Annotated in this window: 22 protein-coding genes; 13 read left to right on the top strand and 9 right to left on the bottom strand. The window is 72.9% G+C overall.

Annotated elements, in window-relative coordinates; genetic code table 11:
* Positions 1–119 precede the first annotated feature (119 nt).
* The 4 genes from deoC to ABGB14_RS40765 are packed head-to-tail and all read left to right on the top strand — an operon-like array spanning position 120 to position 3,531.
* Positions 120–1,049 (top strand): deoxyribose-phosphate aldolase, encoded by a 930-nt coding sequence (deoC, locus tag ABGB14_RS40780; protein ID WP_347649221.1) that lies wholly within the window; start codon positions 120–122, stop codon positions 1,047–1,049.
* Between the two features lie 2 nt (positions 1,050–1,051).
* Positions 1,052–2,479, top strand: coding sequence for an aldehyde dehydrogenase family protein (locus tag ABGB14_RS40775; RefSeq protein WP_347649292.1), 1,428 nt, complete (start codon positions 1,052–1,054; stop codon positions 2,477–2,479).
* Positions 2,472–2,693, top strand: coding sequence for a hypothetical protein (locus tag ABGB14_RS40770; RefSeq protein ID WP_347649220.1), 222 nt, complete (start codon positions 2,472–2,474; stop codon positions 2,691–2,693). Before ABGB14_RS40775 ends, ABGB14_RS40770 begins: the two co-directional genes overlap by 8 nt.
* Positions 2,686–3,531 (top strand): aldehyde dehydrogenase family protein, encoded by an 846-nt coding sequence (locus tag ABGB14_RS40765; protein ID WP_347649219.1) that lies wholly within the window; start codon positions 2,686–2,688, stop codon positions 3,529–3,531. Before ABGB14_RS40770 ends, ABGB14_RS40765 begins: the two co-directional genes overlap by 8 nt.
* 71 nt (positions 3,532–3,602) lie before the next feature.
* On the opposite strand, the gene ABGB14_RS40760 is transcribed toward ABGB14_RS40765, so the two are convergent.
* Positions 3,603–5,045 carry an amidase family protein gene (locus tag ABGB14_RS40760; protein ID WP_347649218.1) on the bottom strand — a complete coding sequence of 481 codons (1,443 nt, stop codon included), beginning with the start codon at positions 5,043–5,045 and terminating at the stop codon, positions 3,603–3,605.
* A gap of 56 nt (positions 5,046–5,101) precedes the next feature.
* Here ABGB14_RS40760 and ABGB14_RS40755 point away from each other — a divergent pair, with 56 nt between their 5' ends.
* Positions 5,102–6,280, top strand: coding sequence for a pyridoxal-phosphate dependent enzyme (locus ABGB14_RS40755; protein ID WP_347649217.1), 1,179 nt, complete (start codon positions 5,102–5,104; stop codon positions 6,278–6,280).
* 97 nt (positions 6,281–6,377) lie between these two features.
* Here ABGB14_RS40755 and ABGB14_RS40750 read toward each other — a convergent pair whose 3' ends face one another.
* The 5 genes from ABGB14_RS40750 to ABGB14_RS40730 form a co-directional block, all read right to left on the bottom strand.
* Complete coding sequence (locus ABGB14_RS40750; RefSeq protein WP_347649216.1) at positions 6,378–7,133, bottom strand: ABC transporter ATP-binding protein; 756 nt, start codon at positions 7,131–7,133, stop codon at positions 6,378–6,380.
* Positions 7,130–9,670, bottom strand: coding sequence for an ABC transporter permease (locus ABGB14_RS40745; RefSeq protein WP_347649215.1), 2,541 nt, complete (start codon positions 9,668–9,670; stop codon positions 7,130–7,132). The genes ABGB14_RS40750 and ABGB14_RS40745 overlap by 4 nt, the downstream gene beginning before the upstream one ends.
* 182 nt (positions 9,671–9,852) lie before the next feature.
* Positions 9,853–10,542, bottom strand: a complete 690-nt coding sequence (locus ABGB14_RS40740; RefSeq protein WP_347649214.1) for a hypothetical protein — start codon at positions 10,540–10,542, stop codon at positions 9,853–9,855.
* Positions 10,539–12,968 (bottom strand): ATP-dependent helicase HrpB, encoded by a 2,430-nt coding sequence (gene hrpB / locus ABGB14_RS40735; RefSeq protein WP_347649213.1) that lies wholly within the window; start codon positions 12,966–12,968, stop codon positions 10,539–10,541. Before hrpB ends, ABGB14_RS40740 begins: the two co-directional genes overlap by 4 nt.
* Before the next feature lie 9 nt (positions 12,969–12,977).
* The gene (locus ABGB14_RS40730; protein WP_347649212.1) at positions 12,978–13,355 is read right to left on the bottom strand and encodes a metalloregulator ArsR/SmtB family transcription factor; all 378 of its coding nucleotides are present in this window, start codon (positions 13,353–13,355) and stop codon (positions 12,978–12,980) included.
* Between the two features lie 369 nt (positions 13,356–13,724).
* Between ABGB14_RS40730 and ABGB14_RS40725 the strand changes: the two genes are divergently transcribed.
* Positions 13,725–14,042 carry a hypothetical protein gene (locus ABGB14_RS40725; RefSeq protein ID WP_347649211.1) on the top strand — a complete coding sequence of 106 codons (318 nt, stop codon included), beginning with the start codon at positions 13,725–13,727 and terminating at the stop codon, positions 14,040–14,042.
* Positions 14,043–14,090: 48 nt separating this feature from the next.
* Here the strand turns inward: ABGB14_RS40725 and ABGB14_RS40720 are convergent, their stop codons facing one another.
* Positions 14,091–14,351 carry a peptidase inhibitor family I36 protein gene (locus ABGB14_RS40720; protein ID WP_347649210.1) on the bottom strand — a complete coding sequence of 87 codons (261 nt, stop codon included), beginning with the start codon at positions 14,349–14,351 and terminating at the stop codon, positions 14,091–14,093.
* 547 nt (positions 14,352–14,898) lie between these two features.
* Between ABGB14_RS40720 and ABGB14_RS40715 the strand changes: the two genes are divergently transcribed.
* Complete coding sequence (locus ABGB14_RS40715; protein WP_347649209.1) at positions 14,899–17,460, top strand: tetratricopeptide repeat protein; 2,562 nt, start codon at positions 14,899–14,901, stop codon at positions 17,458–17,460.
* Positions 17,461–17,532: 72 nt separating this feature from the next.
* Positions 17,533–17,997, top strand: a complete 465-nt coding sequence (locus tag ABGB14_RS40710) for a hypothetical protein (RefSeq protein ID WP_347649208.1) — start codon at positions 17,533–17,535, stop codon at positions 17,995–17,997.
* On the opposite strand, the gene ABGB14_RS40705 is transcribed toward ABGB14_RS40710, so the two are convergent.
* Both ABGB14_RS40705 and ABGB14_RS40700 read right to left on the bottom strand, forming a co-directional pair.
* Positions 17,966–18,796, bottom strand: coding sequence for an undecaprenyl-diphosphate phosphatase (locus tag ABGB14_RS40705; RefSeq protein ID WP_347649207.1), 831 nt, complete (start codon positions 18,794–18,796; stop codon positions 17,966–17,968). The two genes, ABGB14_RS40710 and ABGB14_RS40705, sit on opposite strands and share 32 nt — an antisense overlap.
* 39 nt (positions 18,797–18,835) lie before the next feature.
* The gene (locus ABGB14_RS40700; protein WP_347649206.1) at positions 18,836–19,717 is read right to left on the bottom strand and encodes a MurR/RpiR family transcriptional regulator; all 882 of its coding nucleotides are present in this window, start codon (positions 19,715–19,717) and stop codon (positions 18,836–18,838) included.
* Positions 19,718–19,828: 111 nt separating this feature from the next.
* Between ABGB14_RS40700 and ABGB14_RS40695 the strand changes: the two genes are divergently transcribed.
* The 5 genes from ABGB14_RS40695 to ABGB14_RS40675 are packed head-to-tail and all read left to right on the top strand — an operon-like array spanning position 19,829 to position 25,267.
* A complete protein-coding gene (locus ABGB14_RS40695) occupies positions 19,829–20,962 on the top strand; it encodes a C45 family peptidase (protein ID WP_347649205.1) in 1,134 nt (377 codons plus the stop codon).
* Positions 20,959–22,566, top strand: a complete 1,608-nt coding sequence (locus ABGB14_RS40690) for an ABC transporter substrate-binding protein (protein WP_347649204.1) — start codon at positions 20,959–20,961, stop codon at positions 22,564–22,566. The genes ABGB14_RS40695 and ABGB14_RS40690 overlap by 4 nt, the downstream gene beginning before the upstream one ends.
* Positions 22,567–22,569: 3 nt before the next feature.
* Positions 22,570–23,487: an ABC transporter permease gene (locus tag ABGB14_RS40685; protein ID WP_347649203.1), complete on the top strand. Its 918-nt coding sequence runs from the start codon at positions 22,570–22,572 to the stop codon at positions 23,485–23,487.
* Positions 23,484–24,326, top strand: coding sequence for an ABC transporter permease (locus ABGB14_RS40680; RefSeq protein ID WP_347649202.1), 843 nt, complete (start codon positions 23,484–23,486; stop codon positions 24,324–24,326). Before ABGB14_RS40685 ends, ABGB14_RS40680 begins: the two co-directional genes overlap by 4 nt.
* Positions 24,326–25,267 (top strand): ABC transporter ATP-binding protein, encoded by a 942-nt coding sequence (locus ABGB14_RS40675; protein WP_347649201.1) that lies wholly within the window; start codon positions 24,326–24,328, stop codon positions 25,265–25,267. The genes ABGB14_RS40680 and ABGB14_RS40675 overlap by 1 nt, the downstream gene beginning before the upstream one ends.

Below are 25,267 nucleotides of genomic sequence, written 5' to 3'. Positions count from 1 at the left end.
TGCCTTATCTCTGGCGCGCGGACACGCCAGGCGTACCTAGGACCTGGGGCACGATCGCCCTAAGGTGGTCCGGTTTGGAGCTGGCGGCCCTGGTCGGCGATGCTGTGATGGTGTCAACTGTGACTACCTCGCTCACGGACGTCGCTTCGTCCGACACCGCGTTGCGAGCATTCCTGCACGGCCTGCCCGGTGTCGACCGGGTCGGCGCGGACCAGCGGGCGGCGATGCTGGGCACCCGTTCGATCAAGACCACGGCCAAGGCGCGGGCCATCGACCTGGCCATCTCGATGGTCGACCTGACCACGCTGGAGGGGGCCGACACGGCCGGCAAGGTGCGCGCGATGTGCACCAAGGCCGTGCGGCCCGGCGGCGGCGCGCCCGAAGTGGCGGCCGTCTGCGTCTATCCCGACCTCGTCCCTGTCGCGGTCGAGGCGCTCGGCGGCGCCGGGGTCAAGGTCGCCTCGGTGGCGACCGCGTTCCCGAGCGGCCGCTCCTCGCTCGAGGTCAAGGTCGGCGAGACCGCGGCCGCGGTGGCGGCGGGCGCCGACGAGATCGACATGGTGATCGATCGGGGGGCGTTCCTGTCCGGCCGCTACATGAAGGTGTACGACGAGATCGTCGCGGTGAAGGCGGCCTGCGGGCCCGCCCACCTGAAGGTGATCCTGGAGACCGGAGAGCTGGCCACCTACGACAACGTCCGGCGGGCGTCCTGGCTGGCGATGCTGGCCGGCGCCGACTTCATCAAGACCTCGACGGGCAAGGTGTCGCCGGCGGCGACCCCGCCGGTGACGCTGATCATGCTGGAGGCGGTGCGCGACTTCCGCGACGCGACCGGCCGCCAGGTGGGGGTCAAGCCGGCCGGCGGCATCCGCACCACCAAAGACGCCATCAAGAACCTGGTGCTGGTCAACGAGACGGCCGGCGACGACTGGCTGACGCCGGAGTGGTTCAGGCTGGGCGCGTCGTCGCTCCTCAACGACCTGCTCATGCAGCGCCAGAAGCTGGCCACCGGCCGCTACGCCGGCCCCGACTACTTCACCCTGGACTGATGATGGCGATCTTCGAGTACGCCCCCGCGCCCGAATCGCGCGACGTCGTCGACATCAAGCCGTCGTACGGACTGTTCATCGACGGCGAGTTCGCCGACGGCTCCGGCACCCCCTTCAAGACCATCAACCCCGCGACCGAGGAGAAGCTGGCCGAGGTGGCCACGGCGACCTCCGACGACGTCGACCGGGCCGTGCAGGCCGCGCGCAAGGCGTTCGGGGTCTGGAGCGCGCTGCCCGGAGCTGAGCGGGCGAAATACCTGTTCAGGATCGCGCGCATCATCCAGGAGCGCGCTCGCGAGCTGGCCGTGCTGGAGTCGCTCGACAACGGCAAGCCCATCCGCGAGTCGCGCGACGTGGACGTGCCGCTGGTCGCGGCCCACTTCTTCTACTACGCGGGGTGGGCCGACAAGCTGGCCCACGCGGGGTTCGGCGGAGCCCGTCCGCTCGGCGTGGCCGGGCAGGTCATCCCGTGGAACTTCCCGCTGCTCATGCTGGCCTGGAAGATCGCTCCCGCGCTGGCCTGCGGCAACACGGTGGTGCTCAAGCCGGCCGAGACGACGCCGCTGACCGCGCTGGCCTTCGCCGACATCTGCCGCCAGGCCGACCTGCCGCCGGGCGTGGTCAACATCGTGACCGGCGCGGGCGAGACCGGCGCCGCCGTGGTGGGCCACCCCGACGTGAACAAGGTGGCCTTCACCGGCTCCACCGAGGTGGGCAGGATCATCGCGCGCGCGGTCGCGGGCACCGACAAGAAGCTGACCCTCGAGCTGGGCGGCAAGGCGGCCAACATCGTGTTCGAGGACGCCGCCGTCGACCAGGCCGTCGAGGGCATCGTCAACGGCATCTTCTTCAACCAGGGCCACGTGTGCTGCGCCGGGTCGCGGCTGCTGGTGCAGGAGTCCGTCCACGAGGAGGTGCTGGAGTCGCTGCGCAGGCGGCTGAGCACGCTCAGGCTGGGCGACCCGCTCGACAAGAACACCGACATCGGCGCGATCAACTCGGCCGAGCAGCTCGCGAAGATCCGCTCGCTGAGCGACCTCGGCGAGAGCGAGGGCGCGCGGCGCTGGTCGCCCGCCTGCGAGCTGCCGGACAAGGGTTTCTGGTTCCCGCCCACGGTCTTCACCGGGGTCGCGCAGTCGCACAGCATCGCCAGGGACGAGATCTTCGGTCCCGTGCTGTCCGTGTTGACCTTCCGCACGCCCGCCGAGGCCGTCGAGAAGGCCAACAACACCCCGTACGGGCTGTCCGCCGGCATCTGGACGGAGAAGGGCTCGCGCATCCTGTGGATGGCCGACCGGCTCAGGGCCGGGGTCGTCTGGGCCAACACGTTCAACAAGTTCGACCCGGCCTCGCCCTTCGGCGGCTACAAGGAGTCCGGGTACGGCAGGGAAGGCGGGCTGCACGGGCTGGAGGCGTACCTCGATGTGTGAGCGTGACCAACCGGGCCGTGGGCCCGGCTCCAGGTGCGGGCTGCGCCGCGCCCGCCGCGCGCAGCCCACGGACGGGCACGCCTTCGCCAGGGTCGGGCGCCCCGTGCGCACCGGCTGGTTCGCCCACCGCTGCGGCGTGAGCCGGTGCGGCCAGGTCTTCGTGCAGGTCCAGATGTCGCAGGAGTCCACGTGGAGGGGGCGCGGCGATGAGTAGGTTGTCCGTCAGAAAGACCTACAAGCTGTACATCGGAGGGGCGTTCCCGCGCTCGGAGAGTGGGAGGTCCTACCCGGTGACCTCGGCCAAGGGCGACTTCCTCGCCAACGCTTCGCGCGCCTCGCGCAAGGACGCCCGCGACGCCGTGGTGGCTGCCCGCAAGGCGTTCCCCGGCTGGTCGGGCGCCACCCCCTACAACCGGGGGCAGATCCTCTACCGCGTGGCCGAGATGCTGGAGGGCCGGCGCGGCCAGTTCGTCGAGGAGCTCGGCGGCGGCAAGCGGGCGGCGGCCGAGCGGGTCGACGCGACGGTCGACCGGCTGGTCTGGTACGCGGGATGGTCCGACAAGATCGCCGCCGTGCACGGCGCGGCCAACCCGGTGGCGGGCCCCTACTTCAACCTGTCGTCGCCCGAGCCGACCGGCGTGGTGGCCGCGGTGGCGCCCGCCGATCCGCTGCTCGGGCTGGTGTCGGTGGTCGCCCCGGTGATCGTCACCGGCAACACGTGTGTGGTGGTGGCCTCGGAGCCGTCCCCGCTCGCGGCGATCACCCTGGCCGAGGTGCTGGCCACCTCCGACCTGCCGGGCGGGGTGGTCAACATCCTCACCGGGTCGCAGGCCGAGCTGGCTCCCTGGCTGGCCGCCCACATGGACGTCAACGGGCTCGACCTGACCGGAGTCGACGACGCCGACCTCGCGCTGCGGTGCGAGCAGGCGGCGGCGGAAAACCTCAAGCGCGTGCTGCGGCCCGCGCCGGAGGAGTGGACGGCGGACCCCGGGCTCGGGCGGATGACCCGGTTCCTGGAGACCAAGACCGTCTGGCACCCGATCGGCATCTGAATCCCACAACGTCCCCCGGTCCAGGCCGGGGGACGTTGTGGTCCCCACGGGGCCTCCGGAAGGGCCGGCCGTCAGAAACCGAGACCCGGCGGGCGAAGCGGCGGGTGGGCGGCCTGCAACTGGGCCGCCAGGCCGAGCAGATGGGGCTCGCCGCCGGGCGGGGCGACGATCTGCACCGCGATGGGCAGCGCGGTCGAATGCGTGGCGATCGGCACGGTGATCGCGGGCCAGCCGCACATGTTCCACGCGCCGGTGGCGGGGGCGTACCTGACGTTGGTCACCGTGTTGCGCACGAAGCCGCGCCTGCCCCAGCGGTCGGCCATGGGCGGGATCGCGGCCAGGGCGGGCATGATCATGGCGTCGGCGTTGCCGAACCACTGGTCGGCGCCGTAGCCGCTCCAGCGCTCGCGACCGCTCGCGCCGTCCAGCTTGAGCGCGCCGAGAGCCCGGCCCGCGCGGCTCAGCGCCCGCGTACGCCGCTCCAGCCGGCCCCTGTCCAGGCCGTCCGCCGCAGCCGCGGTCCTGACCAGCCACGCCGCGACCGACGCCGGGCCCAGCCAGCCGGGCAGCTTGCGGGTGTGCTCGACCACCGTGTGCCCGGCCACGCGCAACGTCTCGCTCGCCGCGCGTACGGCGGCCTGGAACTCCTTGTCCACGGTCAGGCCCGCGGGCAGCGGCTGAGAGGCGTAGGCCACCCGCAGGTCGAACGGCTCCGGGCCGTCGGAGGGCGGCTGCGGCTCCCACACCTTGTCGTCGTCGGCCCAGACCGAGCGCAACATGGGCGGGCTCGGCTCCTCCCGCCGCCCCGACCGCCACGCCTGGGCCAGCGACGGGTCCCCGGCCAGCACCGACAGCGCCAGCGCCAGGTCCGGCGCCGTACGGGCCAGCGGGCCGTTCTCGCACAACCGGTCCCAGTCGTCGGAGGGCGGCGGCACCAGCCCGGTGCCCGGCTTGATGCCCAGCACCCCGCAGCACGCCGCCGGGATGCGTACCGAGCCCATGCCGTCGTTGCCGAGCGCCAGCGGCACCATGCCGGCAGCCACGGCCGCGGCGCTGCCCGCCGACGAGCCGCCGGGCGTGCGCGCCAGATCCCACGGGTTGCGCGCGATGCCGTAGGCGCTGTCGCCGAACGCGACCAGCCCCAGCTCGGGCAGGTTCGTCAGGCCGACGACCACCGCACCCGCCGCGCGCAGGCGCGCCACCGTCTCGTGATCCTGCCGCGCGGGCACGTCCGGCGTCGCCCTGGACCCGGCGCGCATGGCCGTGCCGGCCACCTCCAGGTTGTCCTTGACCGCCACCGGCACGCCGGCGAGCGGGAGCTCCGCGAGGTCGCGCCGCTTCTGCAACTCCCGTGCCTCGTCCAGCGCCTGCTCGCGGACCAGCCGGAACGCCCGTAATCTGGGATCTCGCTCCGAGATGGCGTGGAGATGCTCCTCGACGACCGTCGCGGCCGTGACGTCCCCGCGCCTGACGGCCGTCGCGATCTCGACAGCGGACCTGCCTGCCCACAACATGACTAGAGTGTGCAGCTTTTCCCATGCGGTTGCGAGTCTGATTAGAGTCGGTACGCGTGAACGGACCGTCTCTCGCCCGCCGCCAGCGCTCCCTCGGTGACCCCTCGGCCGAATATCCGCTGTTCCCGCCGCTGACCCGGGGCTGCCCTCGGACCAGCACCGCCGAGATCGCCTATCCACTCGACGTCGACTACGACTACGACCAGGTCGACCCGGGCCTCTTCGCGCAGGAGCCGGGCGCCGACATCGCCCGCTGGTCGCCGCTCCTGCCGCCGCTCGGGGCGCCCACGCTGGGGGAGGGCGGGACACCGCTGGTGGCGTTCGACGGCGTGCACGTCAAGGACGAGTCGCGCAACCCCACCTGGTCGCACAAGGACCGCCTCAACCGGGTCGCCGTCAGCGCCGCCCTCGCCTCGGGCGCGCCCGGCATCGTCGTGGCCTCCTCCGGCAACCACGGCGCTTCCGCCGCCGCCTACGCGGCCAGGGCCGGGCTGCGCGCGATCGTGCTGACCTCCGCCGCGTCGCCGCCCGCCGTCCAGGCGTTCGCACGGGCGTACGGGGCCAAGGTCGTGTCCGTGCCCGTCGAGGCGCGCTGGCCGCTGCTGCGCGAGGTCGTCGACCGGCTCGGCTACCACCCCGTCAGCAACCAGACCGTGACGCACACCGGGCACCCGTTCGGGCCCGAGGGTTACAAGACGATCGCGTACGAGCTGTTCCGGCAGCTCGGGCGGCCGCCCGCGGCCGTATTCGCGCCCACCGGCTACGCCGAGCTGCTCTACGGGGTGTGGAAGGGGTTCACGGAGCTGCGGCGGCTCGGGGTCGCCGAGACCCTGCCGCGGATGTTCTCCTGCGAGACCGCCGCGGGCGGCCCTCACGCCAGGGCGCTGGCCACCGGTGCGCCCGCCGCGATCGTCGAGCTCGGGCGGAGCGACGCGTACGGCATCGCCGGGCCGGTCGGCGGGCACCGCGGGGTGCTGGCCGTGCGGGACAGCGGCGGTGAGGCGGTGCTGCTGACCGACGAGGAGCTGCGCGCCGCGCAGCGCGACCTGGCCGGGCAGGGGATGTGGCAGGAGCTGTCGGGGGCGGCGGGCGTGGCCGGTCACCGGCGGCTCGGGCGTGACTTCGACGGGCCCGTGGTGTGCATCGCCACGTCGAGCGGGTTCAAGGACGTGGGGGTGGGGTCCGAGAGTTTCCCCGCCGTTCCCGACCCGACCCTGGACGACCTCATGGACTGACGGCTTGGGCTGCGGGATCGGGCCCATGCGGTGATCGTCGCGTACGAGGCGGGGCTCGTACGCCTGGCGACCACTCACGCTGGACCCGTACGACGCGTCAACTTCGGTGCGCGACGGCGGCGGCGACCATCTCGGTCGTCGGCGACTCCATGACGTCGACGAGCCGCCCGTCGCTGAGGACGAGAACCCGGTCGGCGCGGGAGGCCGCGGCGGGGTCGTGGGTGACCATGATGACGGTCTGCCCCAGGGCGTCGACCAGGAGACGCAGCAGGTCCAGGAGCTCCCGTCCGGACCTGGTGTCGAGGTTGCCCGTGGGCTCGTCGGCGAAGACCACCTCCGGGTTCGCCACCAGCGCGCGGCAGACCGCCACCCGTTGTTGTTGCCCGCCGGACAACTCGTGCGGCCGGCGATGGACGTGATCGGCGATACCGGTCCGGTTCACCAGCTCCTCCACCCAGCCTGGCCGCGCCTTCGTCCTGGCCAGCCGCAGCGGCAGCTCGATGTTCTCCTTCGCGGTGAGCGCGGGCAGCAGGTTGAACGCCTGGAAGACGAACCCGATCCGCTGCCCGTGCAGCCGGGACAACCCGGCCCCTGTCAACGTCGTGATGTCGGTGCCCCCCACGCTGACCGATCCCGACGTGGGGCCGGTGAGCCCGGCGGCGCACTGCAGCAGCGTGGTCTTGCCCGAGCCCGACGGCCCCATCACCGCCGTGAAGGAGCCGCGGGCGAAGTCGTGGCTGACCCCGCGCAGCGCGGTCACCGCCGAGGGGCCCGCGCCGTACACCTTGCCGACGCCGTCGAGGCGCACCGCCGGAGCGAAGCCGTCGTTCTCGCCGGATCGTGTCCGATTCATGCCAGGCCCTGCCTTTCGTTCTTCACGGCCACGCGGATGACCAGCAGCGATCCCGCCACAGCGGCCAGGAGCGCGCCGCCGCCGAGTGCGGCCAGCCAGCCGAAGGGAATGAACGACGATGTCGCGGCCGGCCCGCCGGGCTCGCCCGCGGCGTGCACGAGGGTCATCCAGGCGGTCGTGACCAGGGCGAGGACGAGGACGGGGACGATCGTGAGCGTGCTCTCCCAGCAGGCCATCCGCATCACCTGGCTCCGCCGCATGCCGAGGTGCCGCATGCCGGCGAACTCCCGCCTGCGGTCCACGAGCGCCAGGCACAGGTTGTTGACCGCGGCCACCAGGCAGAACAGCGCGACCAGGACGGACACGGACGGCATGAGGCGATTCTTCGCGGCGTTCGCCTCGCTCTTGCGCCACATGTACTCCTGCCTGGTGAGGGACTCGACGGCCGAGCGGGCGTCCACGACCCTTTCCGGGCCGGCCCCGCGCACGTAGATCCGCTCGTGCAGCTCCGACGACAGGTGGGTGCCGGCGAGGGCTCCGGCGGGCAGGAGCATCTCGCTGATCTCGGGAGCGTCGGTGTAGACCGTCCTCACCGTGAAGGAGGAGTCCACGGCCGCTCCGGGGAAGCGGACGCGCAGCCGCGACCCGAGCCCGGCCCCGTGACGAGCGGCCAGCGAGTCGCTGATGGCGACCTCGCGCGCGCCCAGGTCGCGCGGCGGCCGACCGCGTACGGACAGGTCAAGGACCTGGGCGATGTCGCCGGTGACCATGGTCGCGAAGAGGGGCGGCGGGCTCTGGTCCGGCGGCCGGCGCTCCGTCGGCTCTGCCGCCGGCCCGGCCGCGGACACGGCCGCCGGTACCGAGCCGACGCCGACCGCGGCGGACGTGCCGTCTCGTGCCAGGACGCGGCGCCGTAGGTCTTCCGACAGCGCGCCGGCTCCGGCGACGGGCTGCAGCACGTGGTCGGCACGGATGTCCTTGACGGCCGCCGCGGCCACTTTCCAGTTGTAGAAGAGTTGCGTGCTCATGACCACGCCCACCAGCGTCACGCCGAGCGCCAGCGACGCCACCGCGCCGCCGTACCTGCGGTGGTTGAAGACCACGCCGGAGACCGCGAGGTAACCGCTCACCCGTGACGCGCGGGCGACGCCGGGCCGTACCAGCCTTCCCGCGACCAGCACGCCCCACGGCGCGAGCAGCCCGACCGCGGCGACGGACAGGCCCAACGTGGCGAACTGGAGGAGCATCAGGCCGGGCCCGTCCAGCGCGAACAGGTCCCACAGAAGGGCCACGGACAGGCCGCCGGCGCCTGCCAGCAGCGTCAGTCCGGTCACCAGCCGGCCCGTGCCGAGCCGCCGGCCCTCCGCGGGAGCCTCACCCAGCGCGTCGCCAGGACGGACGCGCAGCGCATGGCGTACCGAGATCAGGCTCCCCGCCAGGGCCATGGCCAGGGTGAGCGCGAGCATCCACACCATGGGCTCCGGGCGGTAGCCGATCTCGAACGCCACGCTGAGCGCACCGGAGTCGCGGAAGCGCGCCGCGACGGCGGGAGCGACGAGCATGCCGAGCGGGACCGCCACGGCGGTGGCCACGACCGAGAGCAGCACTCCTTCGGCGATGAGCATGCGGCTGATCTGCCAGGGCCGGGCACCGATGGCCCGCAGGACGGCGATCTCCGTGCCGCGGCGCCGGATCGACACTCCGATGGCGGCGGCGATCATGCCGGTCGAGACCAGGGCCGTGATCCACACCGTGAACCACAGGGTGTTGAACCCGCCGGCGGGGGACACGAGGTTGTTCTCCTGCCCGCCGCGGTCCGCGCCGACGGCGACGGTCATGACCTGCGGGCCGTTCGCGTTGTACGGCTCGACCGCCCGCGCCACGGCCGCTCGCAGCGCCTCCGTTCCGACACCGGTCCGGGGGAGGACCCCGAGCGTGTCGGCGCCGCGCCGGCCCCCGAGCAGCTCCGCGACGCTGTCGTCGGAGAAGAACAGCGCCGACTGGAAACGCAGGGCCGGGCGGGCCGCGACCACGCCGACCACTTCGTGGGGACGGACGGTTCCCGCCACCGTGATCTCAACCCGGTCCCCGGCTCCGACCCGTGCGGCGGCGGCCACCCGCGTGTCGACCACCACCTCGCCTGGGGCCAGGGGCGGCCGGCCGTGCCGCAGCTCGAACGGCGTCAGCCGGGCACTCGACCAGCCATGTCCCCACGGCCACGGGTTCTGGTCTCCGGGCACCCGTACCGGAGTCCCGAGAACGGACAGCCCGGCGGGGAAGCTGTGCTCGGGAACCGTCGCCGCCACCTCCGGGAGCGCCTGCACCGCTGCGACCAGTCCGGGCGAAATCGCCCCTCCGGCCGTGCCGACCACCAGCGGGACGTCCGCGTACCGCTCCACCGGGGCCTTCTGCCGGTCCGTGGTGTCGACGACGAACCACAGAGCTCCGACAGCGGTGGCCGCGACGACCAGCGTGATCAGCGTGCCGACCAGACTCCCCGGATGCCATCTCAGCGTCCGCCACGCAAGCCACGTCATCCCGCGCCACCTCGCGCTCGTCGATCCACGCGTCCAGCGTCTCGCTCTCCCTGGCGTGGTTCTTCGTCTGCGGGGAGGATCGCCGTGTCAGACCCGGGTCACTCCGGACAGGCCGGAGAGGACCGTGGTACCGCTTCGGAGGATCTGACGGTCTGACGCCGCGGTTCGGCGGGCGGCCGTGTTCACCTCCTGAGCCACACCCGGAGGGGGCCGATCGGGGTGAAGCCGTGGCTCAGGGCGGCCTCCGGGTCGCTCTCGTAGCCGACCAGGGGGCGGCCGGGGAACAGGGAGGCCGCCATGGCGACCGTGCCCGCCCACGCGGCGTCCAGGTCGCAGCCGGAGGCGAACACGTTGGAGACGCCCGCCACCGCACCGCTCGCGGTGAGCACCGAGCCGCAGACGATCTCACCGTCGATCCGGCCGCACAGGATCTCCACGTGGTCGAGGAGCGAGGCCGGGAAGAGGCCGTGTACCTCGCCGAAGGCCGTCCGCTCCCAGTCGGCGAGCGTGGCCGCGTCGCCGACGACCTCCCACCCGATTCCCGCATCCGGGCGCTGCCGGGCCGCCGGGCCGGTACGGGCGGGAGCGGAACGCCACAACCACTGGGCTTCGAACAGCACGTCGAAGCCGGGCAGGTCGAGGGTGGCGAAACTGTCCTTGACCGAGGCGCCGGGGCCGGAGTCGATGCGGTCGAGCACGTCGGCCGCCGTCGCGGCGGGAGAGAGGGTGACGGCGTCCGGATAGAAGAGCGGGGTCCTGACGGCGTTCGTCCAGGCCCTGCCCGTGAACGTGCCGGGAGAACCGTGGACGCGGCACATCAGGTCGCACCACTCGGCGTTGTCCCGAACCGCCTCCGCCAGCCGGTCGATCACGCTCTGCTCCTCTTCGTGCGTCTGGTCGGTGGCGCGGTGAGCGGGTCCTCGGGCCACGGGTGCTTCGGGTAGCGGCCGCGGAGTTCGGCGCGTACGGACCGGTAGCCGTCCCGCCAGAACGACGCCAGGTCCGCCGTGACCGCCACCGGCCGGCCCGCCGGGGAGAGCAGGTGCACCAGGACCGGCACACCGGATATTTCCGGTGTCTCCTGCTGGCCGAACAACTCCTGCAGCTTCACCGCCAGCACCGGCTGCTCCCCCGAGTAGTCCACGCGGATGCGGGAACCGCTCGGGACCTCGACGCGTTCGGGAGCGGCTGCCTCCAGCCGCTCGCTCCACGGGATCAGGCGCCGCAGCGCCGAGGCCACGTCGATGCGTTCGAGGTCGGCGCGGCGGCGGGCCCTGGACAGCTCGGGTTCGAGCCACTGATCTGACAGGTCGAAGAGCGCGTCCATCGAGGGCCAGGGCGGGCCGATCGCGCGGTGGCAGAAGGCCAGGCGGTCTCTGAGATCCCCGGCCTGCTTCGTCCAGGTCAGTACGTCTTCCGTGCGCAGGCCGTACAGGATGGCCTCGCGGACGTCGGCGTCCTTGAGCGGGGTGGAGGAGAGCTCGATGGCTCCCAGGCGCTCCACCCGGCGGGCGGACACGTCACCGCGGCGCTCGCCCGGCGGGACCCGCCAGGCCACCTCGTCCTCCGTGGTGACGGGATGGGCCAGCCTGGCGGTGGCCTCGTCGATGACGACCGCCTGCCTGATGCGGGCCGAGGCCGCCCCGGCCGGGCGGTCGGCGACGGCGATGGCCAGCCAGGGGGCGGTGGCCAGCTTCGAACCCTCGGCGAGCTGGGCCCGCGTGCCTGACGCCATGAGATACCCGCCGCCCCGCCTGCGCGCCACCCGCTCGGGAAACGCCAGCGCCACGGCCACCCCCGCCAGCGCGTCATCCGCCCCCGAGGCTCGCGCGTGCGCGGACGGCCCCGCGGGTTCGTCGTGGGTGGGCGGGCCGGCCGTGGCGGCGGTGCGCCGGAGGCGGGCGGACTCCTGGCGCCAGCGGGCCGCGTACGGGGTGCCGCCGCGCCGGGCCGTACGCCAGAGCTCCACCAGGTCGTCGCCCGCGTCGCGCGGCGGCTGCTCCGACATCAGGGCCACCACCTCGGCGGCGCGCGGCCCGAGGTCGAGCAGGGCGCGGGCCAGGCGCGGGTGCACGCCGGCGAGCGCCATCCGCCGCCCCCGGCCGGTCACCCGCCGCCCTTCCACGGCACCGAGAGCCTCCAGGACCCGGGCGGCGGCGGACATCGCGGCGGCCGGCGGCGGGTCGAGGAGCGCCAGGCCGGAGGCGTCCGGCGTGCCCCAGCAGGCCGCCTGCAGCGCGAACCCGGTCAGGTCGGCCAGCACGATCTCCGGCCGCGGGTGGTCGGCGAGGCGCTCGTGGTCGGCGGCCGGCCAGCAGCGGTAGACCGCGCCGGGCGCCTCGCGGCCCGCTCGCCCGGCCCGCTGGTCGGCCGACGCCTTCGAGACCCTGACCGTGGTGAGCGAGCCGAGGCCGCGGGCGTGGTCGGTGCGCGGCTCGCGGGCCAGCCCCGAGTCGACCACCACCCGCACACCGGGGACGGTCAGGCTCGACTCGGCGACCGACGTGGCCAGCACCACCCTGCGGGCCGTGCCGGGCGACAGCACGGCGTCCTGGACGCGGGCCGGAGCCTGGCCGTGCACCTGCAGGACCTCCACCCCGGCACCCGCGAGCAGCCCCGCGACCTTCGCGATCTCGCCCACGCCGGGCAGGAAGCACAGCACGTCGCCGTCCCGCTCCGCGAGCGCCACGCGCACCGTCGCGGCGACGTGGGAGAGCAGGGCGGGATCGACGCGCAGGCCGTGCGGCGGGGTGATCGGGCGCGGCGGCGGCGCCCACACGGTCTCGACCGGGTGCGTGGCGCCGGTGGCCGCGACGACGGGCCCGCCGAGCAGCAGCGACCACGGGCCCGCGTCAGCGGTGGCGGACGTGGCCAGCAGCCGCAGGTCGGGCCGGAGCGTGTCGCGTACGTCGAGGAGGAACGCCAGCGCGGTGTCGGCGTCGAGGTGGCGCTCGTGGCACTCGTCGAGCATGACCGCGTCGACCCCGGCCAGCTCCTGGTCCCGCTGGAGGCGCTGGAGGAGCACGCCGGTGGTGACGACCTCGACCCTGGGGTCGGCGCCGGTGTGGCGCTCGCCGCGGATCGTGTAGCTCACGCCCATGCGCCGGGCCGCCGCGCGCACGGCCAGGCGCCGCGGCTCGGCCACCAGCACCCGCATCCCGGTCTCGGCCAGGGCCAGCGGGACGACCGTCGTCTTGCCGGTGCCGGGCGGGGCGGTGAGCACGGTGGCGCCGTGCCGGTCGAGCGTGCCGAGCAGCTCGGGCAGGACGTGGCGGATGGGCAGGTCGGGGCCGGTCATGCGGTCGGGTCAGCGCCGGCCGCGCTCGCCGGACGCGGTGAGGGCCGGATCGTCACCGGACGCTGCGGGGGCCGGCGCGTCGCGGGACGCGGTGAGGATCGAGTCGAGCAGGCCGGGGAAGCGGGCGTCGAGGTCGTCGCGGCGCACGCTGATGTATTTCAGCCGGCCTTCCTGCTCGGTGCAGACGACGCCGGCCTCCCTGAGGGTGCGGTGGTGGTGTGAGGTCGTCGACTTGTGCACGCCGAGGTGGTCGCCGGCCTCTCCGCAGGTCATCCTGCCGGCCGTGGCCAGCCGGGCGACGATCTTCAGCCGGATGGGGTCGGACAGCGCCCGCAGGACCTCGGTGAGCTCGATGTCCTCCGTCGCCGGGTGCGGGAGCAGGCGCATGGATCCCATCCTATCTCCGTCGCATTGTTTGACGACCGTAAAACAATGCGACAGTCTGCGTCCAACTGTGCAGACGGAGGCTCCCTTGAGCACACGGCTCTACCCGCTGGCCGCCGGAAATTTCGCGATCGGTACGGGCATGTTCGTCACCGCCGGCCTCTTGCCGCCCATCTCGGCGGACCTCGGCATCTCCACCGGCCAGCTCATGACCGTGTTCGCGCGGCGCCACGAGCCGGCGGGCCACGCTCTGGCTGGTCACCGGGCCCGGGATGGCCGGGCTCGCCGGGGTGGCCGCCCTGGTGCCCGACGTCGCGATCCCGATGCCGGGGCGGCTGAAGGAGCGGTTCGTGGCCGCTGGCCGACCGGCGGGTGCCGGCGCGCCTCACCGACGTGTACGGCCCGCGCCGCATGATCCTGAGCGCGCCGGTGGCCGGCACCGTGTTCCCGGCCCTCGTGCCCGTCGCGAACCTGGCGTTGCCCGTCGCGCTGGTGTGGGCGTTCCTGTGGAGCGCGCTCGGCTGGCTGCTCGCGCCCGCGCAGCAGTTCAGGACCGTCGCCGCGGTGCCGGACAACGTCTCAGCCGGGCTGGGCCTGCTGTCTTCGGCTCAGTATCTCGGGTTGCTCGATGGCCGGGCTGGCCGGCGGCGCGGCACGATCGCCGCCAAGGAGAGCTCGCCCGTCAGGTAGCGCTGGACGCCGGGTACGAAGCTCGGCGCGGTGCGGTTGCGATGCCGGTCATCCCCCCACCGACTTGAAGCCGCCCACCTGGTCGATCGCGGATCCGCTGGGCAGGTAGCGGTTGGCCCCGGTGCAGTCGGTGTTCTGCCAGAGACGCTGCGAAGCACCGGTACGGTTGTAGGCCGACCGGTAGGGGACGGCGGTCCACCTGCAACTCCCCGGCGCGGTCTCCGGTGCGACCATCTTGAGGCCGGTGAAGTTCGCCCCCTGCCACAGGCAGATACTGCCGACAGGACAGTCGAGGGCCTGTGCTTCCACGGGGGACACCGGCCTCGGTGCCGGATCGGCGTATGCCGCCTGCGAAGCTCCCACGGATGTCAGCGTGGCGACGATGGAGATCGTGGCCAGAGTCCTCATCGTGAGTTTCGGCGTTCTCAATGATCTGCTCCTTCTAGGTGAGTTGTTCGGCGGATTGACCCGCTGAAGCAGATCCTGCGTTGTCTCACCCTGGGCGCCCCAGGGCGATCGCCGGACATCCTCCGGACAGATTTCCGCTTACGCCCTGATGGCTCTCCGCCTCGCCCGCGAATCCACACCCGAGCCGGCGAAACACCTGACCACAGAGGGGTCCGTTCCCGCGCGGGAAGGTGGGCGGCGCGGCTCGTGCCCGGGCCGGTTCGTCCGGCTGCTGCTAGGGATCGGCGCGGGCGGCACGGGCGGGAGGCGGGCAGTACTCGCGCACGGCGTCGCCCGGCCCGTACGGTGTCCGTGACGGAGTGAACTTTCCGCCGTGCCGCCAAGCGTACGGCTGTCATATTTTGTTCTTCCGAGGACGCAGGTGTGGCCGACCGCAGGAGAGGTGCGCATGCCGCCGGCACCACGTGAGGATGGCGAAGAAGCGGCCGCCCTGCTGCGGGCCTGGCGCGAGCGGGCGTTGCTGACTCAGGAGCAGCTGGCGGAGCTGGCCGGGCTCAACGAGCGCACCGTGCGCCGGCTGGAGGCGGGCGAGCTGCGACGCCCGCGCAGCACGTCGATGCGGCTGATCGCCGAGGCATTGGAGCTGTCCGAGCAGGAGAGGGCGGCCCTCATCCGGGCCACGACGGGGGCGCCGGGCAAGCCCGGCCTCGGCCGGGTGCGACCGCAGCAGTTGCCGGCCGACGTGGCGATGTTCATCGGCAGGACACGGGAGCTGGCCGTGCTCGACGACGCGGACGGCGCGGCCACCGTCGTGATCACGGCCATCGACGGCATGGCCGGGGTCGGCAAGACCGCCCTCGCGGTCCGTGCCGCTCACCAGCTCGCCCCCCGCTTTCCCGACGGCGATCTCTTCATCGACCTGCACGGCCACACCCGTGACGTGGCCCCGGCAGATCCGGCCGACACGCTGGCGCGCATGCTCGGCGCGCTGGGGGTTCCGGGGGAGTCGGTGCCGCGCGATCTCGACGACCGGGCGGCGCTCTTCCGCACGGTGCTGGCCGGCAGGAAGATGCTGATCGTGCTGGACAACGCCGCCGACGAGGCGCAGGTGTGGCCGCTGCTGCCGGGCGCGGGCGAGTCCCTGGTCCTGGTGACGAGCCGGCGGCGGCTGGTCGGCCTCGACGGCGCGCGTACGGTGTCGGTGGACGTGCTGCCGCTCCCCGACGCGGTCGCCCTGTTCGTCCGGACGGCCGGGGCCGATCGGGTGGCGGGCGTGCCGGGCGAGGCCCTGGCCGAGGTGGTGCGGCGGTGCGGGCTGCTGCCGCTGGCCATCCGGCTGGCCGCCGCCCGGCTGAAGGCCCATCCGTCCTGGCAGGTCGATCACCTGCTCGCCCGCCTCGAGGAGCAGCGGCGCCGGCTGAGCGAGCTGCACGCCGGGCAGCGCAGCGTCACGGCCGCGCTGGAGCTGTCCTACCGGGAGTTGCCCGGCGACGTGCGCTGGGCGTACCGGTTGCTGGGCCTCGACGCCGGCACGGACATCACGGCCGACGCGGCCGCGGCCCTGCTGGACACGCCGGTCACGCGTGTCGGGCGGCTCCTCGACCAGTTGCAGGAGGTGCATCTCCTGCAGGAGCCGGTGCCCGGCCGCTACCGGTTCCACGACCTGGTCCGCGCGCACGCCGCGGCCACGGCCGAGGCGGAGGAGCCGGCGGACGACCGGCGCGAGGCGCTGACCCGGCTGCTCGACCACTACTGCCGGGCCGCCACGGCGGCGATGGACCACCTCTACCCCTACCACGCCGACCTGCGCCCGAGCCTCCCGACCGACGCCGCCTCGGACACCGCGCCCGGCACCGCACCAGCAGCCGGCACCGTGTCGATGCCCGACGCGGGCGCGTGGCTGGACGCGGAGCTGGCCAACCTGCTCGCGCTCGCTCAGCAGGCCGCCAGGCATGGGCTGCACCGGCATGTCCGGCACCTGTCGGACACCCTGCACCGGGGGCTGCGCACGCGCGCCCGGTTCGCCGACGCCGAGCACCTCCACACGGGCGCTCTGGAAGCCTGCCGCGCCGCCGGAGACCGCGTGGGCGAGATGGAGGCGCTCATCGGGCTGGGCGACATCGGCCGCCTGCGGACCCGTTACGACCAGGCCACCGAGGACATCACGCGTGCCCTCGACATCGCGCGGGCCATGGGGCATCGGGTGGGCGAACTGCGCGCGCTGAACGGGCTCGGCATGCTCTGCGCCAGCCGGGGACACTACGAACCCGCCATCGGCTACTGCGCGCGGGCTCTGGAGATCGCCGGCGCGATCGGCCACCGCAGCGGTGAGCTGGACGCGCTGATCGGCTCCGGCAACGTCCACCGGCTGATGGGGCAGCACGAGCAGGGCGCCGCCAACCTGGCCGGAGCCCTCGGCATCGCCCGCTCGATCGGCAATCGTACGAGCGAGTCGGCGGCGTTGATCGGGCTCGGCCACATCAACCTCGTCCGCGGCGCGTACGGACCGGCCACCGACTACCTCACCCAGGCCCTGACGCTGACCCGCCGCACCGGCCACCGGCTGAGCGAGATCAACTGTCTTACCGGCCTGGGCCACCTCTATCGCGTCCGCGGCCGGTACGAGCAGGCCCGCGACTGCTACCAGCAGGCCCTCGACCTCGCACGCGAGTTCGGCAACCGCAACTGGCAGTTCGAGGCCGTGCACGCCATGGGCCGGCTGGAGCACGACGGCGGCCAGGCGGACCGGGCGCTCGATCGCCACCGCCGGGCGCTCGACCTGGCGACGGAGCTCGGCCAGCCGAGCGACCAGGCACGCGCGCACGACGGCATCGCCCGCGCCCACGGCACGCTCGGCCGGCCCGACCTGGCCCGCCGTCACTGGTCGGCCGCGCTGGCCATCCTCACCTCGCTCGGCACCGACCGGACGGAGGAGAGCGGCGTCGACGTCGGGTCCATCCGCGCCCGCCTGGACGGGATGGCGGCCGGGGGCGAGATCACGGACGGGTGAAGCGGCGCTGCCGTTCGCGCCGCCCGCCTTCCGGGGCGCCGCCGCTCGGGGACGTCGGCCAGAATGGTTGCCGTGCCCGACGACAACGACCCCCGTGACGAGTCCGTGCCCGCCGGCGCCCCGGAGTCCGAAGGCGCCCCCTTACCGCCCGAGACCGACCCGCGTGACGAGCCCGCGCCCTTCGGGGCCGTCGTCCTGCTGACGGCCGGCTCCGCGGTGGCGGTCATGGTGATCTCCGCGTTCATGTCGGACCCGCCGGGGATGAGGTTCCTCCTCGGCGGCCCGATCGCCCTCGTGGTCTTCGAGGTGGTCGCCAACGAGGTCTGGTGGCGGCGCTGGTGGGGCGCGATCCCGGGCGCGATCGGCGGTCTGGCCTGCTATTTCGAGGGCCGCGCCGCGCTGTCCGACCTCGTCGGCGACGCCTGGAGCCACCCCGTCGCGTACGTCGCCGCCTGGACGTTGTTCGCCGCCGTCTTCGCCCTGTGCAGCCGCTATCCCCGCACTTTCAGCCGTTGGCCGGGATCCACCCCAACGTGACCGCCAGGATGACGAAGAACCCGAGGATGATCCGGTAGATCACGAACGGGGTGAAGCGGTGGGTGCTGATGTATCTCAGGAACCAGGCCACGGCCAGGTAGCCGACGGCGAACGAGATGACCGTGGCCAGGATGGTGGGCCCCCACGCGGGGGAGGGGCCTTCGCCGATCTCGCGGAGTTCGTACACGCCTGAGGCCAGGACGGCGGGGATCGCCAGCAGGAACGAGTATTTCGCGGCGTCCTCGCGTCGGTAGTCGAGGAGCAGGCCGGCGGTGACCGTGCCGCCCGAGCGGGACACGCCGGGGATCAGCGCGAGTGCCTGGGCGCACCCGTAGACGAGGGCGTGGGGCAGGCTCAGGTGCTTTTCCAGCGTGAGCTTGTTGCGGGCGGTGCGGTCGGCGAGCCACAGGATGCAGGCGAAGACGATCAGCGTGGTGCCTACCAGCCGCAGGTCGCGGAAGACGGTCTCGATCTGGTCCTTCAGCAGCACGCCGAGGATGCCGATGGGCAGCGACCCGGCGATGATGTACCACCCCATGCGGGCCGCCCAGTGGCCGCGCAGCTCCTTGACGAACAGGGAGCGGGTCCAGGTGGAGATGATGTCCCAGATCTCCTTGCGGAAGTAGATGAGCACGGCCGTCTCCGTGCCGAGCTGGATGACCGCGGTGAACGCCGCGCCCGGATCCTGCCAGCCGGCGAAAGCGGAGACCACACGGATGTGGGCGCTGGAGGAGATCGGCAGGAACTCCGTGAGCCCCTGGATCAGCCCCAGCACCACCGCTTCTAGCCAGCCGATCACGACGAAACCTTCCGAGAAAGCGGGACTGACGAGGTGAGGTTAGCGGAAACGGGGGCCGAGAAGTTGCTGGCGTAGCGCGCTCAGCTGGTGGGAGTGCTCGACCGAGCGGGTCTGGTCGAGGGAGTCGAGCGCCAGCAGCAGCGCGTCGGCCACGATGATGCCGGTCAGGGGCTCGCCGGTGATGCCCGTGGGCGTGTGCGGCGCCGCGAGTGCCGCGTCCACGCGGTCGGCGAACTCGCCGCCGAGCTCGTCGGAGATCAGGACGATGCCCGCCCCCACCGCGTGGGCCCGGTCGATGAGCACCGTGATCTCCTTCAGCCGGCGGCCCGGCTGGAAGATGACCAGCACGTCGCCGTGGCCCAAAGCGAGCAGGTCGTCGGCCAGCGCGAAGCCGGTCGCCGCGGTGGCGCGGGCGCGGTGGCCGCGGCGGCCCAGCTTGAGCGCCAGGTGGCGGGCGGCGGGGTCGGAGGCCCCGGTGCCGAAGACGAGCACGCCCGGCGCGTTGACCAGCAGCTCGACCGCCTTCCTGAACGGCTCCTCGTCGAACAGGCGCCGGCAGTGGTCGATGCGTTCGCGGGCCTCGTCGAAGACCCGCTCCCAGATGCCCGACAGGTCCTGCCCGACGTGGCTGATGCGCTGCTTGAGGCGTATGTCGGGGGCCACCGCCGAGGTGAACTCGGCCGCCAGCGCGCGCTTCAGCCCGGGCAGCCCGCCGAAGCCGAGCCGCTGCATCGTGCGCACGACGGTGGCGTTGCTGGTGCCGGTCGCGGCGCCGAGCTCCTGGGCGCTGGCGAACAGGATCTGCTCGGGCGAGGCGGACACGAGGAACTGGCACACCGCCCGCTCGGCCGGTGACAGCTCGTCCCACAACTGCCTGACCTTGGCTCTGAGCTGCTCGACCGGACCGTGTGTATTTTCCATTACGGCTATTGACTCCTCTGTAGCGATCATTACCCTGTCTTGGAAACGACCGCTACAGACTCGCCGCTTCCTGAAATGAACGTTACAGGCCGGTCGGTCCAAGGAGCACCATTGAGCCTCACATCCCTGCCTCTCGTCGAGATCTCCGGCGCTCCGCGCGAGCGGGGACGCCAGTACGGCGAGCAGGCCCGTGACCGCGTCCAGCGTGCGATGGCCTACTACGCCGAGGCGTTCGGGCACTCCAGCGGCCTGACCTGGGATCAGGTCGTGCAGCGCGCGGCCCGCTGGGTGGAGCCGAGCAGGGCGTTCGCGCCCGACCTGGTCGAGGAGATGGAGGGCATCGCCGAGGGCGCGGGAGTCGGCTTCCTCGACGTCCTGGCGCTCAACGCGCGCGGCGAGATCATCTACGACACCACGTTCAGCTCCATGGAGCCCGACGGGTGCACGTCGTTCGCGCTGATGGGCGAGGCCGCCGGCGACGGCCACGTCTACGCGGGCCAGAACTGGGACTGGCGCGACGGGGTGTCCGGCACGCTGATGGTGCTCAGGGTGGTCCAGCCGGGCAAGCCGACGGTGATCATGCATGTGGAGGCGGGGCAGGTCGGGCGGCAGGGGGCCAACTCGGCGGGCATCGCGCTCAACGCCAACGGGCTCGGCGGGCGCTTCGACGACTCGGTGGGCGTGCCGCAGACGCTCATCAGGCGCAGGGTGCTCGACAGCGACAACCTCAACGCCGCGCTGGAGGCGCTGACCAAACCGCGGGCCCACATCGCGAGCAACGCGCTCGTCACCCACCGCGAGGGCTTCGCGATCGACCTGGAGACCACCCCGGGAGCGGTCGGCTGGATGTACCCGACCGACGGGCTGCTCGTCCACGGCAACCACTACCAGGCGTTCGTGCCGCCGCAACTGGCCGCCTCCTACCGGCCCGGCTCGGCCGACTCGCTGTTCCGGGTGCCGAGAGCCGAAGGCGGGCTGCGGGCCGTGGCCGAGGCGTCCGGCACCGACGAGGCGCGCAAGCGCATCAGGCTCGCCATGTCCGACCACCTCGGCTACCCCGAGTCCCTCTGCACCCACCCCGACCCCGCCCAGCCCGCCGTCAAGCGGTGGGCGACCCTGCTGTCGAGCTGTGTCGACCTCACCACCGGCGACTACCTGATCGCGGCGGGCACGCCCTGCGACCACGAGTACGAGCGCGTGCCCTGGAACCTCTACGACGGACCGCATGGAGAAGTGACCCCGTGAAGAAGACGCTCGCCCTCCTAGGGCTCATCGGTCTCACCGCGGCCTGCGGCGGCCCCGCCGCGACCACCAAGCCGGCCGACCCGGCCAAGCTCACCCTGGTCGACCGCACGGCCAAGGCGGCGGGCCCGCTCGACTCCGCCGTCTGGCTGATCGACGAGGAGCCGGGCACCCTCGACCTCGACACCGACGGCGGCACCAGCAACCGCACGATCATGGCCAACGTCTGCGAGCGCCTCATGCAGACCCAGCCCGACATGACGGTCGAGCCCTGGCTGGCGGAGAAGGCCGAGCGGCCCGACCCCAGGACCATGGTGCTCACACTGCGCCAGGACGCCACGTTCCACGACGGCTCGCCGGTCACCGCCGACGACGTCGTGTGGAGCCTCGAACGGCACGCCGGCGAGGGCATGGACGAGTCCGACGAGTTCGAGGACGTCGAATCCGTCACCAGGACCGGCGACCACGAGGTCACGATCGCGTTCAAGAAGCCCAACTCGCTGTTCGACCAGGCCATCGCGGGCGGTGCCGGGATCGTGCTGAACAAGGAGGCCGTCGAGAAGCAGGGCAAGGAGTTCGGCACGCCGGGCCACGACGACGCCTGCAGCGGGCCGTACGAGGTGGCGGAGTGGAAGTCGGGCAGTCACCTCACGATCACCCGCCACGACGCGTACTGGAACAAGGACGTCAAGCCGCTCACCAGGAGCGTCACCTTCAAGTGGGCCGAGGACACGGCGCTGGTCAACAGCCTGGTCACCGGCGAGGCGCAGGGGGCCTACCTGTCCGACACGGGGCCCGCGGTCGCGCTGCAGGCCAACCAGGCGGTCAGCGTCGCCTACGGGGCCACCACGCGCGTGTACGTGCTGCTGCCCACCGACCGCGGCGTGATGAAGGACCCGAAGATCCGCCGGGCGCTGTCGCTGGCCGTCGACCGCGCGGGCATCGCGAAGTCGGGCTTCGCCGGGCTGGCCAGGCCGTGGAAGGTGCCGGTCGGGGCCGGCGCCTGGTCGTACGAGAAGGAGGCGTTCCAGGCGGCCTACGACCAGCTCCAGGGCGCCCCCGACACGCCCGACCTCGAGGCGGCCAGGAAGCTCGTGCAGGAGGCCGGCGCGCCCAAGGAGCCGATCATCGTGGCCACCAACGGCGAGCAGTCCCGCACGGTCATCGCCAACGCGGTGGTCGACGCGGCCAAGAAGATCGGGCTCACCGCCCAGATCAAGACCGTGCCCGCGTCCGAGTTCGGCAGCTTCTACACCGACAAGTCGCTGCGCGCCCAGGTCGACCTGGTGCCCGACGACTGGTACATCACCAAGTCCGACCCGATCGGCTTCTACGACAACGGGCTGACCGGCTCGGCGAACAACTGGGTCAAGTTCAGCTCCCCCGAGTACGACGAGCTCGTCGCCAGGGCGCTGGAGACCACCGACGACGCGGCCCGCGCCAAGGACGTCATCGAGCTGCAGCGCCGCTTCACCGCCGACATGGTGTGGATCTCGCTGGTCGAGGTGCCCAACGCGGTCGTGCTCGGCGGCAAGGTCACCGGACCGCCCGCCTCGCAGGTCCACATGAGCTACCCGTGGGCGGCCGACCTCGGGGCCAAGGGCTGAGCCGTGGCGGTCCGCAAGCTGGCCGGGCTGGTCGCCACGCTGCTCGCCACCTCGTTCGTGATCTTCGGGGCGTCGTACGCGGCGCCCGGCGACCCGGTCACGTTCCTGGCGGGCGGCAAGGAGAACCTCACCCCCGAATACCTGGCCGCCATCCGCGCCCAGTACCACCTGGACGACCCGTTCCTGGTGCAGTACGCGCGGTGGCTGGGCGACGCCGTGACCGGCGACCTCGGGCGCTCGATGCAGTACAACGACCAGGTCTTCGACCTGATGCTGGCCCGGCTGCCGAGCACGCTCGGGCTGGTGGCGTACGCGTCGGTGCTGTTCGTGGTGTCCGGCGTCGCCCTCGGGGTGCTGGCGGCGGTCCGCGGCGGCCGCACCGACTCCGCCGTCGTCGCCGGCACCACGCTGGCCACCTCGGTGCCGTCGTTCGTCACCGCCGCCGTGCTGATCTCGCTGTTCGGCGTGCAGCTCGGCTGGTTCCCCGTCATGGGCGGCGGGTCGCTGTGGCACCTGACGCTGCCCGCCGTGACGCTCGCGCTGGGCGCCCTCGCGATCATCAGCCGGGTGACCAGGCAGGCCATGGTCGAGCAGCGCGAGCTCGACCACGTGACCGTGGCCCGCGCGTCGGGGCTGGCCGAACGGCTGATCGTCACCAGGCACGTCCTGCGCGGCGCGCTCGGCCCGATCGTGACCATGTGCGGGCTGGTCACCGCCGGCATGCTGGCGGGCACCGTGGTCGTCGAGACCGCGTTCAGCCTCAACGGGATCGGCTCGCTGCTGGTCAAGGCGATCAACACGCACGACTTCCCCGTGACCCAGGCGGTGATGTTGTTCATGGTGGCCGCGTACATCGTGGTGACCACGCTCGTCGAGCTGCTGCAGCCGCTCATCGACCCCAGGGTGAGGAGGCGGGCGTGACCACCGTCGTCTCCGCGCTCTCGCCGGGGCCCGCGCGGCCCCTCGGCTACTGGCTGGCCGGCGGTTTCCTCGGGCTGGTCGTCGCGGCGGCACTGCTGGCGCCGGTGGTGGCGCCGTACGAGCCCGACGCGGTCGACTTCGCCGCCACGCTCGCGCCCATGTCGCCCGGGCATCCGCTGGGCGCCGACCAGTCGGGTCGCGACCTGCTCACCCGGGTCCTGTACGGCGCCCGCACCTCGCTCGTCGGCCCGCTGCTGCTCCTCGCCATCGCCTCCGTCCTCGGCGTCGCGCTCGGCACGCTGGCCGCCTGGCACCGCGGCTGGGTCGACACCGTCGTGGCCCGGCTGACCGACGTCATGTACGCCTTCCCCGGCCTGCTGTTCGTCGTGCTGATCGTGGCCGTCTTCGGCAACGGGATGACCACGGCCGTCGTCGCGCTCGGCCTGGCCTACACGCCGACGATCGCCCGCTACACGAGGAGCGTCGCGCTGGGCGAGTGCGCCAAGCCGTACATCGACGCCTACCGGGTGCAGGGCATGGGCGGCTTCACCATCTGCGTGCGGCACCTGGTGCCCAACATGGCGCGCTCGATCGTCGGCTACCTGGTCGTGCTGTTCGGGGAGGGGCTGATGAGCCTGGCCACGCTGAGCTTCCTCGGGTTCGGGGCGCAACCGCCGTCCTCCGACTGGGGGCTGATGGTCAAGGAGGGGCAGCCGGCGATCGTGCAGGGGGCGTTCCTGCCGGTGCTGGTGCCGGGCGCGGCCATCGCGCTCGTGGTCGTGTCGTTCAACGTGATCGGCGTGCGCCTGGCCGACCGCATGGGCGTGAGGGGGACGTGATGGTGTTGTCCGTCGAAGGGCTGACGATCGGGGCGGGCGGGCGGCGGCCGATCCTCGGCGACGTCTCGCTCACCGTCGGCCGGGGCGAGATCGTCGGCCTGGTCGGCGAGTCCGGCTCCGGCAAGTCCACCCTCGCCCGCTCGGTGCTGCGCCTGCTGCCCCAGCACGCGACGGTGTCGGGGCGGGTGCTGGTCGCGGGCGACGACGTGCTCACGATGGACCCGGGCACGCTGCGCGACCTGCGCGCCACGCAGGTGTCGATGATTTACCAGGACCCGCGCTCGTCGCTCAACCCGGTCCGCAGGATCGGCGACTTCCTCACCGAGCGCATGGTGCACACGCTGGGCCGGCCCAAGGCCGAGGCCCGCGCGCGGGCGCTGGAGCTGCTGGCCGCGGTCGGCCTGCGCGAGCCGGAACGGCACCTGCGGCAGTACCCGCACGAACTGTCGGGCGGCATGTTGCAGCGCGTGGTCATCGCCGCCGCGCTGGCCGCCGACCCGGCGCTGCTCCTCGCCGACGAGGCGACCAGCGCGCTCGACGTCACCACTCAGGCCGAGACGCTCGCGCTGCTGCGCCGGGTGCAGGCCGAACGCGAGCTCGGCATGTTGTTCATCACCCACGACCTGCACCTGGCCGCCGCCTTCTGCGACCGGGTGCACGTGTTGTACGCGGGCACGGTCGTCGAGTCGCGGCCGGCCAAGGAACTGTTCGAGGACCCGCGCCACCCGTACACCGCGGGGCTGCTGGCCTGCACGCCCGAGCTCGACGACCCCCGCCCGATCCGCCCGATCCCCGGCCGGCCGCCCTCGCTGGACGACGTGTTCACCGGCTGCCCCTTCGCGGCCCGGTGCCCGCACGCCACCGGCGCCTGCGAGGAGTGGCGGCCGGAGCCCGTGACCGTGCCAGGCGGCTGGGCCGCCTGCCGCCTGGTGGAGGCCTGA

Origin of the sequence: Nonomuraea sp. B10E15 (assembly GCF_039871615.1) — a bacterium.
Lineage (GTDB): Bacteria > Actinomycetota > Actinomycetes > Streptosporangiales > Streptosporangiaceae > Nonomuraea.
This window is presented reverse-complemented; position numbering and strand designations above follow the sequence as displayed.